This window comes from Stenotrophomonas sp. FR012 (assembly GCF_047520565.2).
Lineage (GTDB): Bacteria > Pseudomonadota > Gammaproteobacteria > Xanthomonadales > Xanthomonadaceae > Stenotrophomonas > Stenotrophomonas sepilia.
In genome coordinates this window covers 116434-131902 of sequence record NZ_JAXBQL020000002.1, presented here as the reverse complement: position 1 = coordinate 131902, position 15469 = coordinate 116434, and the positions used below count along the sequence as shown (strand labels likewise).

Genomic DNA, 15469 nt, shown 5'->3' with positions numbered 1-15469 from the left:
GTGCTGCGGATTACAGCGGACGACCGATGCCGGCGCAGGTGCTGGGGTTGTTCAGGCCGGCCGTGCTGCTGGCCAGCACGAAGCGGTTGCGGATCGCATCGCGCCACGCCTTGGTCAGCGGGATGAAGCCGTGGTCGGTGATCGACTTCTCATACGCGACGGTGTAGGTCGCCGGATAGTGGCGGGCCAGGAAGCCGCGCAGGCTGGTGGCGACGCTCGAATCCTTGTAGCACTGGCCGATCACCAGGTTGGTGTAGCCGGCGATCGGATAGCCAGCCGACGGGTTGCCGAACACCGGCACCCAGTTGGCGGGGTTCTCAGCATCGGTGCCGGTCGGCGGAGCGACGGTGTCCAGGGTGGCCTGCACGCTCACCTGGTCGGGCGAGAAGCCCTTGACCTTGGCGACCTTGGTCGCATCGGTCAGGCTCGGGATCACGTCCGGGCCAACGTAGCCGATACGGCCTTCAGCAGCGTAGACCGTGTTGTACAGCGAGGTGCCACCGGTGGCCGGGGCGGCCACGAGGAACGCCGGCAGGTTGCCGTTGGCATCGCGCTTGTACAGGTCGGCGAAGGTCGACTTGATGGCGAACTTGCCGCCCACCAGCTTCGAGGTTTCAGCGTTCTCAGCGGCACAAGCCGCGGTCAGGAAGCGGCTGAACATTTCGCTGGTACCGCTGCTTTCCGCGCGGTACACCACCTGGATCGGGCCACTGCGGTTGGCATCTATGGTCGACCAATCGCTGATCGCACCCGAGAACACGCCGCAGATCTGCGCCACGCTCAGGTCCACCGCCGAACCGGCCTTGTTGAACGGAATGGTGACCGAGGTGGCCACCGACGGCACCTGGATCAGCGCGCCGTAGCGGTTGGCGTTGGTCGCCTGGTTGAAGTTGGTGGTGTAGTTGCTCAGCTCGGTGCTGCTCAGCACCGAATCGCTGCCGGCGAAGTGCACGGTGCCGGTGGTCGAGAACAGCGCCGAGTTGTTTTCCAGGAAGGCCTTCTTGCCGGTACCCGAACCGGTCACGGCGTAGGTGAAGTTCGCCGGCAGGATGCTGTCGGCCGAACCCTTGTAGAGGTCGGCCGGCAGCGAGGCACCGCCGCCGGTAACGGTCTGCGCCGAGGCGGCGCCCACGGTAGCGAGCAGCGCGGTGGCAACCAGCGCGGCCAGGGTCTTGTACTTGGTCATGATCTTCTCCTGAAGGGTTTACTGCGAAGGGAAACGCCAAGGGAGGAACGGTCACTACACGCCTGCTGCCGCCGAGGGCCTCCCAGCCCACTCTGCGGCGACGGGTCCATGCTGGTCCGCGCCGATGACAGGCCGCTTAAGAAACCTGTGGAAGATCGGAAAAAGGTGTGGAGGATTGTGTGGAGAAATCCAGGCACCAGTAGATCCACGCCATGCGTGGATGTGCCGCCCATGCGCGCGTCGGTTGATCCATCCACGCATGGCGTGGATCTACTGCACCAGCTGATTCATTTCCATGATCGGCATCAGCACGGCCAGCACGATCGTCAGCACCACGCCACCCATCACCAGGATCATGGTCGGTTCCAGCAGGGCGGTCAGCGCCATCGCGCGACGCTCGATCTCGCGCGAGATGGTCTGCGCGGCGCGATCCAGCAGCGGCGCCAGCGAGCCAGTCTTCTCTCCGCTGGCCACGAGATGCACCAGGATCGGCGGATACACTTTCTGTATTTTCAATGCAGAACCCAACGCAGCGCCTTCGCGTACGCGCGCGGACACATCATCGGCGCAGCGCGCCAGCAACGCGTTGCCCAGGGTCTGCCGCGCCGCCTCCAGTGCACGGAGAAGCGGCACGCCGGCATCGAGCAGGATCGCCAGCGTCGAGGCGAAACGCGCACTGTTCACGCCCAGCACGAAGCGCCCGACCATCGGCAGCCGCAGCAGCATCGCGTCCCAGCGCAGGCGCAGTTCCGGCCGGCGCAACGCCAACCGCCATGCCACCACCAGCGCAGCGATGCCGAGCCCCACCCACATGCCCCAGCTGCGCACGAACGCGCTGGCGGCCAGCATCACCTGGGTCAGCATCGGCAGCGTCTGCCGCGCCTGCACGAATGCGGTCACCACCTGCGGCACCACGTAGCTGAGCAGGAAGATCACGATCGCCACCGATACCAGGCTGATCGCCGCCGGGTAGATGAAGGCGGTCAGTACCTTGGCCTGCAGCGCATTGCGTTCCTCGATGTAGTCGGCCAGACGCTCCATCACCCGCGCCAGATCGCCGGAATCCTCACCTGCACCCACCAGCGCCCGATAGATCGGCGGGAAATCGCGTGGCCGCGCGGCCAGTGCCACGGTCAGGCGCTGGCCGGCGCGCACGTCGGCGCGCACAGCGGTGAGTGCCTGGGCCACGTGCGGGCGCTCGGCCTGTTCGATCACCGCACTCAATGCAGCTTCCAACGGCAGGCTGGCCGCCAGCAGGCTGGCCAGCTGGCGCGTGGCCCAGGCCAGCTCGCTGGCCGACAGGCGGCGAGCGCCCCAGCCAGTGCCTGCACTCCGTGCCGCGCTGACCTGCACGGGTGTCAGACCGCGCCCACGCAGCAGCTGGCGAGCACCGCGCGGGCTGTCGGCGTCCAATTGACCCTTCTCGATGCGGCCCTGCGCGTTGGCAGCCTGGTAGTCGAACAGTGCCATGCAGGCCTCAATCGTCGCCGGTGACGCGCAGGATCTCTTCCGGCGTGGTCACCCCGCTGTCGACCCAGCGCTGGCCGTCCTGCCGAAGGGTCCGCATGCCGGCCCGCCGCGCCGCCTCGCGTAGCGCAGGCTCACCCTGCCCTTCATGGATCAGTGCGCGTACCCGGTCGTCCACCACGAACAGCTCATGGATGCCCGTGCGTCCGCGATAGCCACTGTTGGCACAGGCCGTGCAGCCCACTGCGCGCCATACGGTCCGGCCTTCGCCATCCAGCTCGGCACGCCGGCACTGCGTGCACAGCCGCCGCACCAGCCGCTGCGCCAGCACACCGCGCAGCGACGAGGCCAGCAGGAACGGTTCCACGCCCATGTCGGCCAGGCGGGTCACCGCCGAGACCGCATCGTTGGTGTGCAGCGAAGCCAGCACACCGTGCCCGGTCAGCGACGACTGCACCGCGATCTGTGCGGTCTCCAGGTCACGGATCTCGCCGATCATGATGGTGTCCGGATCCTGGCGCAGGATCGCGCGCAGTGCGGTGCCGAAGCTCATGCCGATGCGCGCATTGACCTGGATCTGGCCGATGCCGGCAAAGTCGTACTCCACCGGATCTTCCACGGTGAGGATGTTGCTGGTGCTGCTGTCGAGCTGGCCCAACGCGGCGTACAGCGACGTGGTCTTGCCGCTGCCGGTCGGCCCGGTCACCAGCACGATCCCATGCGGCTGGCGGATCAATCCGGTGAACGTGGCCAAGGTGTCATCGGCCATGCCCAGGCGCTGCAGCTGCAGGCGGCCGGCATCCTTTTCCAGCAATCGCAGCACGGCGCGCTCGCCATGCCCGGTCGGTACAGTGGAAACACGGATGTCCAGCGGCCGCCCGCCCACGCGGATCGCGATGCGCCCGTCCTGCGGCAACCGCTTCTCGGCGATGTCCAGGTGGGCCATGATCTTGATGCGCGACACCAGCGCCGCGTGCAATGCGCGCCGTGGCTGCACCATGTCGCGCAGGGTGCCGTCCACCCGGTAGCGCACTACTGAATGGGTCTCGAATGGCTCGATATGCAGATCGCTGGCGCCATCGCGCGCGGCCTGTGCCAGCAGCGCATTGATCATGCGGATCACCGGTGCATCGTCCTGCGCATCCAGCAGGTCGGTGACCTCCGGCATGTCCTGCAACAGCCGGTCCAGATCGACTTCGCTTTCGGCGGCACCGACCACGGCAGCGGCATCACCGCCGTCACGGTACTGCTCACCCAACCGCTGCTGCCAAGTCGCGGCATCCAATGCCTGGAACGGAAGCGGGCCATGCCGCCGGCGCAGCTCGGCCACGGCCCACGCTGCGGTATCGTCCGTTCCCAGCAGCACCGGCTCGCCACCGGCTTCGGTCAGCATCACGCCGTGGCTGCGCACCCACGCGTACGGCAGCGGCAAAACGGCGCTCACGGCCCGATCACCAGTTCCGGCGTGTAGCCCAGCCCGCGCAGCTGCTGCAATGCCGGGTCCAACTTCACCGGATCACGCGGCAGCCGCACGCGCAGGCGTTGCCCACTCTCGCCCGGCGTCGCCTCCGCGTAGGCCTGCAGGCCCAGCGCCCGCACCTGCGCCACGCCCTGGCTGGCACGGCTCGGCTCCAGCCCCTGTGCGAACTGCACCAGCTGCGCATCGCCGTCACCGGCCGGATACAACGCTGCCAGGCTGGTGTTCTGCAACGGCTGGCCGTGGCCATCGCGCGCATTGCCCTGGCCGAGTACCGACAGGTCCTGCGGTGGCAGCTGCGGCGCCGACAGCGCGGGCAAGGCCCAGCTCTGTACGGGCTGCGCGCCGGCCTGCGCATTGCGCATGTAGTCGTAGCGGTCGCGGGTCAGGCGCTGTCCTGCGGCCGGGTCGCGTACCACGTGCGGACGCAGGAACACCATCAGGTTGGTCTTGGCGCGCTTGCGCGAGTCGCTGCGGAACAAGGCACCCAGCACCGGGATCTTCCCCAGCCCCGGCACCGCATCACGGCCGTGGCTGACGCTGTCTTCCAGCAGGCCACCGAGCACCATGATCTGGCCATCGTCCAGCAGCACGCTGGTATCGAGTGCGCGCTTGTTGGTGATGATGCCGGCCGTGCTGTTCGCGCTCTGCGCGTCGATGCTGCTGACTTCCTGGTAGATGTCCAGCTTCACCGTACCGCCCTCGGAAATCTGTGGGCGCACCCGCAGCTTCAGGCCCACGTCTTCGCGCACGATGGTCTGGAAGGGGTTGTTGCTGCCGCCGCCACCGTCGGTCACGTAGCGGCCACTGACGAACGGCACGGTCTGGCCGACCATGATGCTGGCTGCCTCATTGTCCAGCGTCATCAGGTTCGGCGTCGACAGGATGTTGGCGCCGCCCTTGCTCTGCAGCGCAGTGGCCAGCGCCTTCATGTTGAGGATCTGGCCGACACCGGGCAGATTGATGGTGCCGTCGATCACGCCGATCTTCAGGCCATCCTTGGGCAGCACGTCCAGCGTGGTACGCGCACCGGTATTGAGCCCGCTACCGCCGGTAGCGCCCCCGAAATGGGTGCCGCCAAACGTACGGCCGTTGCCCAGCATCCACTGCACGCCCAGCTCGGCCGCGTCGGTCTGGTTGACCTCCACGATCAGGCTTTCCACCAGCACCTGCGCACGGCGCTGGTCGAGCTGGTCGATCACCCGCCGAAGGTTGCGGTACACCGGCTCCGGCGCCGAAATCAGCAGGGTGTTGGTGGCCACGTCCGCCTGTACCGAAATGCCGTTCTGGCTGAAGCCGGTGCTTCCTGCATCGATCGGGTCGCCCCGGCTCGGGTCCAGCCGCTGCGATTCCAGCGCATTGCCCCCGGGCTTGGCCTGCTGCGGCTGCGACGTCTGGGTGGGCGTGGGACGGTTGGCGTCACCCGGCAGCGGGGTGATTCCTTGGTTGCTGCCCATTGCCGGTGCATCGCTCTGTCCGGCTACCACGCCACGCAGCACACCGGCCAGCTGGTTGGCCTGGGCGTTGCGCAGGTAGACCACATGCAGGTTGCCGGACTCGTCCTGGGCACGGTCCAGCTTTTCCACCAGCTGCCGCGCCAGGCGGGTGCGGCCCGGGCTGCTGGAACGCAGCAGCACGCTGTTGCTGCGCGGGTCGGCCATCACCACCACCTTCTGGCCCGGCTCGGCACCCTGCGCATCCAGCAGCGGTGCGACCATTGCCGCCACGTCCACCGCAATGCCCTGCTGCAGCTTCACCACATCGGTGTCCATGCCGGCGGGCGTGTCGACGCTGGCGATCACCCGCGCGATGCGATCCAGGTTGTCGGCGTAGTCGGTGATCACCAGGGTGTTGTTGCCTGGATTGGCGGTGATCGGATTGTCCGGGCTGATCATCGGCCGCAGCACAGCCACCAGCGCCGCCGCATTCTCATAGCGCAGCGCAAAGGTGCGCGTGGCGATCTCGCCCCCTGCACCACCGCTGCCCACCCGTCCACCGAGCAACTTGGCATCGGCCTGCGGCACCACCCGGCTGACGCCGCCGTTCTCGACCACGGCGAAGCCACGCATGCGCAATGCGCCCAGCAGCAACTGGTAGGCCTGGGTACGGCTGACCGGGCCATCGGAAACCACCGTCATCTTGCCGGTCACGCGTGGGTCGACCAGGAACTGACGCCCGGTGAAGCGCGCGGCCATGCGCAGCACGCCGCCGATGTCGGTGTCGACCAGGTTCAACTGCACCGGTTCATCGCGGGTGTCCTGCGCCAGCACGGGTGCCGGCGCGTGGCCCATGCACACGATCAGCGCCAATGCGGCACTGCAGGCAAGGCTGCGCATCGCCCTCATGGATGGGCACCCGCAGTTGCCACCATCACGATGTGTCCTGAAATCCGTGCCGCCGGCATGTTCGCATCCCCTGTGCGTGTCAATTGCAGCTGCTGCAACTCGATGGCCGGGTCGGCCAGCAGCGGCAGCAGCCAGTTCCATAGCGCATCGGCGGGTACGGCCCGTACCTGCAGGTGCCAGCGCCCGTCGCGCGCTTCGATATGCAGGGCGTCGGCCAGACCGGCAGCCTTGATCTGGTCACGCAGCCCGGCCAGGGTCGGATGCTGGCCCTGCGCCAGCTGCTGGCGCTCACGCGCGCGCAGCAGCGGCGCCAGTGCGCGGGACTGCGCCTGCAGCCGTGGCAGTTCGGCCTGCCAGTGCGTGCGCTGCTTCAGCAGGGGCTCCAGCCATAACGACCACAGGCCCGCCACCAGCAGCGCCACCACCATCACCCACAGCATCAGCCGGTCGCGCGGTGGCAGGCGTTGCCAGCGCTGCTGCAGGCCCACCAGCCCCTGGCCCAGCCGCAGGGTTCGGGTCGTCACTGTCCCGCTCCGCTCACCCGCAGGCGTCCACCGGCATCGCGCGCCAGCTGCAGCCCCTGCGCCTGCATCGCTTGCTGCCAGCGCTCAAGCCGCTGTGGATCGTCGGCCAATGCCTGGGCATCGGCGTCCAGCTCCAGGTACACCTGCCCGGGTTGGTATTGCAGGCTGTGCACCTGACCCGCCAGCTCCGGAACCGCATGCAGCGTGCTGGCGACCTGACGCTGCAGCGCCGGCAACGGTGGCGCTGGCGGCGGAACCGCCAGCGCTCGCCTTGCCTGCAACACCGGGTCCACCACGTCGGTGATCTCCGGAAAGCGTGCGCTGAACTGCCGTGCCATGTCCTGCTGCAGCGCCTCACCCTCGACCCGCCAACGCGAGACCTGCCACTGCAGGCCAAGTGCAGCCAGCAGCACCGCCGCCAGTGCCAGGCCGATCGCCAGTCGCGGCGCTTGACGGCCTGCGCCGGGCAGCGGCAATGACCACCCCGGCAAAGGGCCACAGGCCTGCCGTTCATGCGCGACTGCGGTGCCCGGCAGGCTGTCCGGCCACGCCGGCGGTACGCTGTCGATCCATTGCACGGCCCGCACGCCGGCCTGTTGCAGGCGGGTGGCCAACGCCTGCATCACCGCAGACGCGTCACGTCCGCCATACCATTGAACAAGTCCCCGATCGCGCCCGCTGCGCACCAGCAGATGCTCGCCGCTGACCTGCAGCGTGGCGTGGCCGCGCTGCCAGGGCAGCAGCAGTGGCGTCGGATACAACGCCTGCAGCTGCAGCGCACACGAGGCCAGCAGCTGCTGCGCCTGCGCGATGGCCTGCTGGCCGAGCCAGGCCACCGGAACCGTACCGTCTGCCGCCTGCGCACCGTGGGCCAGCGCCACCTCCTGCAGGTCATCCAGCAGCATGGCCTCCACCTCGCCCTGCAACGCCGCCTGCAGGCGGCGCCCGGACAGCGGCGGCAGCTGCAGTTCCAGCAGGATCAGGTCGTTCGGATCAAGGCAGGCATGCACTGTGGCCCGCGGATGCCGCAGACCCAGCGCGGCCAGCGTGTCGCGGCCGTGTGCCACTACCTCGTCCTTGTGCAGCTGCGCCCAGTCCACCGCGCTGTCGGCGCGCAGGTGCGCCAACGGCGGCAGGCGCACCCGAAGCTGCACCGTCATGCGCCGATCCTCGTCCACACCCGTTGTACACGTACCCCGTCGTCGCGGTACTCGCGCCAGAGCAGCGCGCGAAAATCAACCGCGCTGCCGTCAGCCTGCACCCGGCCCACGGCCAGGAACCACTCGCTATGGATACCCAGCGGAAGCACGGCCATCTGTTCGTTGCTCAGTTGGAGTCGGTTGGCGATGTCACCGCGGTTGAGCAGCCAGTGGCCGGCGTCGCGCTCAGCGAGCAGCGCCTGCAGCCTTGCCGGTTCCACCGCAGGCGCGACCGCCTGCAGGACGCTCAGGTCGCAGGTGTTGGCGTTGACCAGGGTCTGCGCCGGCAACACCACTGTGCGCCGCACCAACGCCTGCAACGCCACCGGGTCAGCGCCGACCAGCGCCTGTTCGATCAGTGATTCGCGCGGCAGCGGTGCCTGCGCCTGCACATCGCCGTCGCGCAGGCGCGCCTGGATGTGGTCCACCGCGGATGCGCAGGTGCCCTGGCCCAGCCCCTGCCCGGCGCACAACGCGACGAACGCGCCCCGCGCCTCGGGGTCCGGCCTGCCCTGTGCCAGCAGGTTGCGCAGGTTGAACATCGACTGCGCATCGACCAGTTGCAGCTGCACCGGCAATGGCGCCTGCAGTTCCAACGGGCGCGCCCAGCGCCCGCTGCGCACCGTGGTCAGCTGTTCCTTGACATCCTCACGCAGCTGCTGCGCCGCACGCTCCAGCGTCGCATCCACCGCCATGCGTACCTGTGCGCGCAACTGGTCGCCGCGCAGCGCGCGCTGCTGCGCCGACTGCCGGGTCAACAGCGCAGTGGCAATCACGGCCACCAATGCCACCACCAGCAAGGCGACGATCACCGCCACGCCACGCTGGTGGATGCATGAAATCGAACGCGTCCGGGCTGCCATCAGCACGCCTCACAGCTGCCAGGAGCCGATGTCTGCGTTCCCGGCGTCGCCACCGGGCTTGCTGTCCGCACCCAGCGAGAACACATCGATGTCGCCATGAGTGCCTGGAACCTGGTACTGGTAAGGATGGCCCCACGGATCATTCGGCAGGCGATCCAGATACGGCGTCACCGGCAACGCACCGCTGCCCTGCGGCGGCTTCACCAGCGCCTGCAGGCCCTGTTCGGCACTGGGATAGCGCCCATTGTCCAGCTTGAACAACTTCAGCGCCTGCATCAGCGCCGCGATGTCCTGGCGCGCCGCCACCACACGCGCCTGGTCCGGACGGTCCATCAACCGCGGCACGATCAGCGCGGCAAGGATGCCGATGATCACCACCACCACCATGATCTCGATCAGGCTGAAGCCCTGCTGCCGAGCCCTGCGACCACCTGCCTGCCTTGCCATTGTTCCGCCCTCGTCATCCTGGAAGAGACCGCTGCACCATGGTCAGCGGTGCATGTGTCAGTACGATAAACATCCGCCTGCGATTCGCTGCGCGGTTGCCTGTGCGGGCGCACGTGCAGCCGGCACGCGTGCCGCCTCGAGCAGGTGCGGCGGCACGCTGGCCAGTGTTTGGTCGATGCACTCGCGCAGCAACGGATGCACGCACGCCTGCAGCAGGCGCATGCACTGCGTCGGCGACCACGCGGTGCCGTGGTCGAAACCGATGAACATGCGGTACGCCTGGTGGTAGCGCAGGTCGTCGTACACACGCTGCGCACTGTTGAGGTCACGCACGATCACCAGCAGGGCCGCACGTTGCAGCAGCCGCGCATCGGCTGCGCCAAGCGGCAGCGCGCTCATGGCCGCGTCGGGCCAGGGCGACAGCCGCAGGTCGAGGGCCTTTCGAAGTGCCGCCAGTGGATGCGCACTGCTGTCCAGTGCCGCCCAGCGTGCCGCATCCGCCCAGGCGTCACTGGACAGCACCCAGACCCACGAGCGCCCGTAGCGCTGCACGTTCAGTGGCGTGTGCCGTGCCTGTTCCAGTGACTGGCTCAGGTGGCGATCCAGCTCCAGCATGCTGATCCTGCGACTGTCTTCCATCTGCGCCGCCCGTGCTCCGCGACGCGTGGTGCGTCGTACTCTGGAGAAGACGTCAGCAAGGCAGGTGAAGCGACACCGCGAATGCAACTCTGTGCACGGGGTGGCGCTTCATCGGCAACGTCATCGCAGCGTCATCCGCCTGCAGGCTTCGCGCTGCAGCCGCGGTGCGTCACCCCCACAACGGCGGGCCAGTACCGCCACGTCGCTGCGGGCAGCGAATGCGACCAGTGCATCGGTCATGTCCACGTCATCGCACCATGACGCCAGCGCGACGCGCAGTGCGGGCAGCTGCCACCCGTCCATCACCCCATGGGCGCCCGCCACGAACCAGTGCCAGAGCCGATGATGCAGCACCTGCTCATGCAGCTGCGTGAGATCGTCGATGCCATGGATGTCCGCCAACAGCAGTGCGCGTGCGAGCGCCGCAGGCGGCAGCGCCCCGGATTCGACCAGGGGCATCTCCTGCTGCTGCAACCGCAGCAGCATCGCCAATGGGTGTGACTGCGGATTGAAGTCCAGCAGCACCGCCTGCTGCTGCCACTGCGCGTCGGACACCACGCACACCCAGGGCGAACCATAGCGATGCACCATCAAGGGCCTTCGCTGGGTGGTTTCCAGCAATGCAGACAGATTGCGACGCAGATCGAGCACACCGATGGTCTCGTTGCGCATCCTTGGCCTCTCCTCGCTTGCAACAGCCCTGCGCGGCGCGCACGGCCAGCGTCGTCATCTATCCAAGGACGGCGATGCCACCCGGAAAGCGACGCAGATCCAGCGACATCGTCAGTCGCAGCTGCTCCAGTGCCGCGTCCGGATCATCGATGCGGAAGCGGCCACTGACCGGCGCGCGCGCCAATGCCGATTCACCCAGCAGTACCTTGCCCCGCCGGTAACGGTTGATCTCGTCCACCACCTCGCCCAGCGGTGCGCGGCGGAACACAAGCATGCCTTCGGTCCAGGCACTCACTTCCGAAGCTACGGCCTCGGCCACGACGCCACTGAGGCGCTCGTCGAACCGGGTCTGCTGGCCGGCCTGCAGCTGCAGGCGGCCCTGCGGGTGCTCGATACGGGCGCTACCCTGCAGGCAGGTCACCCGTACCTGGCCGTGGGTGTTGCGCACGTCCAGGCGCACCGCACCTTCATCGGTAATCACGCAACCCGGGCCCGCGAACAGCGCTAGGCGCAGGCCAGCGCCGGTTTCGATCGCGGCCTGGCCCTGCACCAGCTCGAAGCCTTCGCCCTGCGCGTGCGCGCGGCGGCGCAGGCTGCTCTGCGTATCCAGTTCGATCTTGAGCTGCGGCAAGGGCGCGATCTGAAGTCGTTCACCTGTGCCGGTGTGGAAGTCGGCCGCCATCGCCGTCACCGAGGGCCACAATCCCAGCGGCGGGCGGAGCGCCGCCGCCACCACCAGACTGGCTGGCGCTGCCACCGCAGCGCCCAGGAAGGCGCGCCGACTCCAGCGCTGGGCCGGCGTCGGCGCGACCGGTTGGCGCGCGCCGGCGGGCAGTCGCTCGCCGGCCAGCCGCACCTGCTCCCACTGCCGGCGCGCACGGCCAAACGCTTCACGATGACGCGGGTCGGACTCGCACCATGCACGGAACCGGCGCCCATCGGCAGCGGTCGCCTCGCCCGAGGTCAGCCGCACCACCCACGCATGGGCCTGACGCTCAACGGCATCCAGCGGGCGTTGCGGGCGGTCGTCAGGATCCATGGGTCTCATGCCGGACCCGCACGCTGCGGGGTTCTGCTCGGCGTCAAAGTGTAGACGGATGCCGTCGCTCAGAACCGCACCTGGCGCCCCTGCCCGCTGCGTTCGGCCAGGTAGTCCTGGGCTGCCTTCAGCTCCCGCTGCACCAACCGCAGCGACACACCGAGGTGGTCGGCCACGTCGCGCTGCTGCAGGCCATCGACGCGGATTGCCAGCAGGATGCGACGACGGCGCTCGGGCATGCGCTGCAGCAGGCCGACCATGTCTTCCAGCGCGAAGTCCAGCTCGGCCGCCTGCGCCGGCCCCGGCCCCGGGTCGGCCATGTCCATCAGCGTATCCACCTCCTCCAGGCTCAGCAGGCGGTGGTCTGCCCGTTGGCGGTCGATCACGGTGTTCATCGCCATCCGCAGCAGGTAGGCCGCAGGGTTCTGCACCGCGTCCAGGCGGTCACGGCGCGCACTCAGGCGCACCCACGTGTCCTGCAGCGCGTCGCCGGCCAGCTCTTCCGATCCGAGCTTGCGCACCAACCGGCGTTTCAGCTCGTCGTAGGCACCCAGGAGGTGGTCCATCAGATCAACCGCCCCAGCCGTACCGTTGCTCATGTTCGAATCCTTGAAGTCATGGAAGGGGCGCGCGCCGGCCGCAGTCGTGGTCGGTGCCGGAAGGACGGATCTGCAGCGTCACCGGCTGTGGCAGCGCGGCGGCCTCGGCCGCCAGCACCAGGCCGTGCAGCGCCTGCAGCAGGCGTGCGTCGCGGCGATCACTGCCACTGCCGGACAGCAGCTCGGGCTCGCTCACCTGGCCCGCGCCGTCGATGCGGAAGCGCAGCGTTGCGGCATAGCGGCCGGGCGCAATCTCCGGGTCGTCACAGAACGCCGCACGCAGCCGCTGCTGCAACCCGCCGTAGCGACGCCGGCGTTCGGCCTCGGGCAGCCCCGCGCCAACATCGGGTTCCGCGGCCGAGGGCTTGCCCCGGCGCAGCACCACACGCTGCTCGCCGATCACCTCGGCCTCGATCCCGGTGTCCTGCAGCAGCGACTCCAGCGCCACAAGCGGCGCCAGGCTCCCGCGCAGCGCATGGCTGCTGCGGCCCGAAGCAAGGTCGCCGGGGTACATCACCGACCACCCACTGATGACACTGAAGCGCTCGACCGCCTGTTCCAGCGGCTGCGCAGGGATGTCGTAGGCGTGAACCGCGTCCTGTGCGGCAGCGGCAAAGGACAGCAGCAGCCATGCGGCGATGGCCACCTTCCAAGTTCTGACCGCATGGTGTCCATTCAGCCCCCTGACGTAGAACACATGACCCTCGGCAGCGACAGCAGCTGCAACGGTCGCGCACCACAACCGGAACCCCGGCCCGCGCGCGACCCGCAAGCGGGCTCAAACCGTACCGAGGGCACATGTCATTTCGATGACCGCCGCCACGGCTGACGCCGGGGCAGGCTCCGTGGGGCCAGTCACGCATCAGGAATCAATGAATCGAACAGACATGACCATCTGCCCCTGGGGTCAGAGCCCGTTGCGCAGCAACGGGATCCGCCCCGTGCCGACCCAAACGTGTCGACCAAGGTCGACCCCCACCAAGAGCAGTTCATGCCGTTCCGGCAGATCGCGGGAAACTGTCGAAGGCGGGGGGGGTCTGGTTGCAGGGGTGTCCGCGGCATGGATGCCGCGGCCAAGCCCCCATGGAAGGGTTTACGGCGTCCCCTGCAACCAGACCCACCCCGCCATCCCACGGAATGCAAGCTGTTGCTTCGGCCGTTGCTTCTGAGGTTGCCGGCCAGCGGCCGGCACTACCGGCGGGTGCCGGGTGCAACCCGGCCGCAAACCCCATCCCTCAAAGCGGCAGCTGGGTCGTCTGCTTGATCCGCTGCATCGGAATCTCGGTCTTGGTGTTCTGCACGCCGGCGATCCGGTTCAGGTGCTGCATCTGGAACTGCCGGTAGGCATCAAGGTCGGCCACCGCCACCCGCAGCAGGAAATCGCAGTCACCGGCCATCAGATGGCATTCAAGCACTTCCGGGAAAGACTTGATGCTGTTGATGAAGTGATTGGTGGTGTCCTCGTCCTGCCCGCGCAGCCACACCCGCACGAACACGGTGAAGCCGCGGCCCACCTTGGCCTCGTTCAACAGCGCCACGTAGCGGTCGATGTAACCGCCCTCCTCCAGCAGCCGCACCCGGCGCAGGCAGGCCGACGGCGACAGCCCGACCAGACGGGCCAGCTCCAGGTTCTGCAGGCGGCCGTCGCGCTGCAGGGCGTCGAGGATGCGGCGATCAAGGTTGTCCAGCTGGTACTGCATGAAATTTCGTCCTGGTCGACTCTGGCCGCATGGAATATCAATCATCCAGAATCCAGTGGCATCAACGCAACCCGATTTCGTGATCGGACCGCTAGCATGGGCCACCCCCACCTCGTCGTGCCGTTCCATGGACGCCCGTACCACCCTCCCCCTGCCAGACACCTGCGATACCGCGCCGCGTGCCGAATTCCTGCGCGGCCTGCGCGCCGCCGTACCGGTGATGATCGGCTTCATTCCGTTCGCCCTGGTGCTCGGCGCGCAGGCGGCCCAGAAGGGCCTGAGCGCACTGGAAGTACCGCTGATGACCGGCCTCAACTTCGCTGGCGGTTCGGAGTTCGCCGCCGTCGAACTGTGGACCTCGCCACCGCACATCGCACTCATCGTGGCCATCACCGCGCTGGTCAACAGCCGCCACCTGCTGATGGGCGCCAGCCTGGCCCCACTGCTGCAGCACCTGCCGCGCCGTCGTGTGCTGCCGGCGCTGTTCTTCATGTGCGACGAGAGCTGGGCGCTGGGTGTGGCCGACGCGCGTCGCCGTACCCTCGGTTTCAGCCTGGCCTACTACCTGGGCGTGTCGGCCGGCCTGTACACCGTCTGGGTGGCCTGCACCGCACTCGGCGCAATCGTTGGCCCGATGCTGGGCGACATCCACGCCTACGGCTTCGACATGGCCTTCCCCGCCGTGTTCCTGGTGCTGCTGCGCGGCATGTGGCAGGGCATGAAGGCGGCTAGACCGTGGCTGGTCAGCCTGGTCGTCGCCGCCGCCACCTACCTGCTGATCCCGGGCGCGTGGTACGTGGCCAGCGGCGCATTGGCCGGCCTGGCCGCCGCCTGGCTGCTGGCGGAGGACCCGGCATGATCTTCAATGGACTGATCCACTGGACCTCGGTGTTGACCATCGTGCTGATGGCTGCCGCCACCTACCTGACCCGCATCGTCGGCTTCCTCGCGCTGCGCAACCGCACGTTGAGCAAACGCGCCGTGACGGTGATGGAAGCCGCGCCGGGCTGCGTGCTGATCTCGGTGATCGCCCCGGACTTCGTCGCCGACAAGCCGGCCGACCTCGCCGCGCTGGCGATCACCCTGCTGGCCGCCACGCGGCTCTCGATGCTGCCGACGGTGCTGATCGGCGTCACCTCGGCCGGACTGCTGCGCTATCTGATGGGCTGACGCGCCCGCCGTTTCTGTAGAGCCGAGCCCACGCCCGGCAGCTGGCATTCCCGCTTGCCGCGCGAGCCAAGCATGGGCTCAGCTCCCTGCGACACCCGGTCGCAGCCCTTCGCGCCACCCGCTTGACCAATGTCAAACCGCC

16 protein-coding genes are annotated in these 15469 nt (G+C 68.2%); 2 read left to right on the top strand and 14 right to left on the bottom strand.

Annotation, left to right across the window (positions count from 1 at the left end):
- Positions 1–10 precede the first annotated feature (10 nt).
- From ACM0O9_RS04720 to ACM0O9_RS04655, 14 genes are all read right to left on the bottom strand, one after another.
- A complete protein-coding gene (locus ACM0O9_RS04720; protein WP_065196400.1) occupies positions 11–1186 on the bottom strand; it encodes a substrate-binding domain-containing protein in 1176 nt (391 codons plus the stop codon).
- A 270-nt stretch (positions 1187–1456) separates the two neighbouring features.
- Positions 1457–2656 carry a type II secretion system inner membrane protein GspF gene (gene gspF, locus ACM0O9_RS04715; protein ID WP_065177670.1) on the bottom strand — a complete coding sequence of 400 codons (1200 nt, stop codon included), beginning with the start codon at positions 2654–2656 and terminating at the stop codon, positions 1457–1459.
- 7 nt (positions 2657–2663) lie between these two features.
- Positions 2664–4097, bottom strand: a complete 1434-nt coding sequence (gene gspE, locus ACM0O9_RS04710; protein WP_414604036.1) for a type II secretion system ATPase GspE — start codon at positions 4095–4097, stop codon at positions 2664–2666.
- Complete coding sequence (gene gspD, locus ACM0O9_RS04705; protein WP_065185679.1) at positions 4094–6475, bottom strand: type II secretion system secretin GspD; 2382 nt, start codon at positions 6473–6475, stop codon at positions 4094–4096. The genes gspE and gspD overlap by 4 nt, the downstream gene beginning before the upstream one ends.
- Entirely contained in the window at positions 6472–6999 is a 528-nt protein-coding gene (locus ACM0O9_RS04700) for a type II secretion system protein M (RefSeq protein ID WP_005416793.1), read from the bottom strand. Before ACM0O9_RS04700 ends, gspD begins: the two co-directional genes overlap by 4 nt.
- Entirely contained in the window at positions 6996–8159 is a 1164-nt protein-coding gene (gspL, locus tag ACM0O9_RS04695) for a type II secretion system protein GspL (protein ID WP_005416795.1), read from the bottom strand. The genes ACM0O9_RS04700 and gspL overlap by 4 nt, the downstream gene beginning before the upstream one ends.
- Positions 8156–9061, bottom strand: coding sequence for a type II secretion system minor pseudopilin GspK (gene gspK, locus ACM0O9_RS04690; RefSeq protein ID WP_235649227.1), 906 nt, complete (start codon positions 9059–9061; stop codon positions 8156–8158). Before gspK ends, gspL begins: the two co-directional genes overlap by 4 nt.
- A 9-nt stretch (positions 9062–9070) precedes the next feature.
- Positions 9071–9508 carry a type II secretion system major pseudopilin GspG gene (gspG, locus tag ACM0O9_RS04685; RefSeq protein ID WP_005416799.1) on the bottom strand — a complete coding sequence of 146 codons (438 nt, stop codon included), beginning with the start codon at positions 9506–9508 and terminating at the stop codon, positions 9071–9073.
- A 57-nt stretch (positions 9509–9565) separates the two neighbouring features.
- Complete coding sequence (locus tag ACM0O9_RS04680; protein WP_235649228.1) at positions 9566–10123, bottom strand: hypothetical protein; 558 nt, start codon at positions 10121–10123, stop codon at positions 9566–9568.
- A 144-nt stretch (positions 10124–10267) separates the two neighbouring features.
- Complete coding sequence (locus tag ACM0O9_RS04675; RefSeq protein WP_005416804.1) at positions 10268–10819, bottom strand: hypothetical protein; 552 nt, start codon at positions 10817–10819, stop codon at positions 10268–10270.
- 58 nt (positions 10820–10877) lie between these two features.
- Positions 10878–11858, bottom strand: coding sequence for a FecR family protein (locus ACM0O9_RS04670; protein WP_095377489.1), 981 nt, complete (start codon positions 11856–11858; stop codon positions 10878–10880).
- Positions 11859–11926: 68 nt separating this feature from the next.
- Positions 11927–12457 carry an RNA polymerase sigma factor gene (locus ACM0O9_RS04665; RefSeq protein ID WP_065177664.1) on the bottom strand — a complete coding sequence of 177 codons (531 nt, stop codon included), beginning with the start codon at positions 12455–12457 and terminating at the stop codon, positions 11927–11929.
- 16 nt (positions 12458–12473) lie between these two features.
- Positions 12474–13154 carry an STN domain-containing protein gene (locus tag ACM0O9_RS04660; RefSeq protein ID WP_065196405.1) on the bottom strand — a complete coding sequence of 227 codons (681 nt, stop codon included), beginning with the start codon at positions 13152–13154 and terminating at the stop codon, positions 12474–12476.
- A gap of 538 nt (positions 13155–13692) precedes the next feature.
- Positions 13693–14157 carry an Lrp/AsnC family transcriptional regulator gene (locus ACM0O9_RS04655; RefSeq protein ID WP_005413654.1) on the bottom strand — a complete coding sequence of 155 codons (465 nt, stop codon included), beginning with the start codon at positions 14155–14157 and terminating at the stop codon, positions 13693–13695.
- A 127-nt stretch (positions 14158–14284) separates the two neighbouring features.
- Between ACM0O9_RS04655 and ACM0O9_RS04650 the strand changes: the two genes are divergently transcribed.
- Together ACM0O9_RS04650 and ACM0O9_RS04645 are read left to right on the top strand one after the other, a co-directional pair.
- The gene (locus ACM0O9_RS04650; RefSeq protein WP_235649229.1) at positions 14285–15016 is read left to right on the top strand and encodes an AzlC family ABC transporter permease; all 732 of its coding nucleotides are present in this window, start codon (positions 14285–14287) and stop codon (positions 15014–15016) included.
- A complete protein-coding gene (locus ACM0O9_RS04645) occupies positions 15013–15327 on the top strand; it encodes an AzlD family protein (RefSeq protein ID WP_065177661.1) in 315 nt (104 codons plus the stop codon). The genes ACM0O9_RS04650 and ACM0O9_RS04645 overlap by 4 nt, the downstream gene beginning before the upstream one ends.
- The last annotated feature ends 142 nt before the right edge of the window (positions 15328–15469 follow it).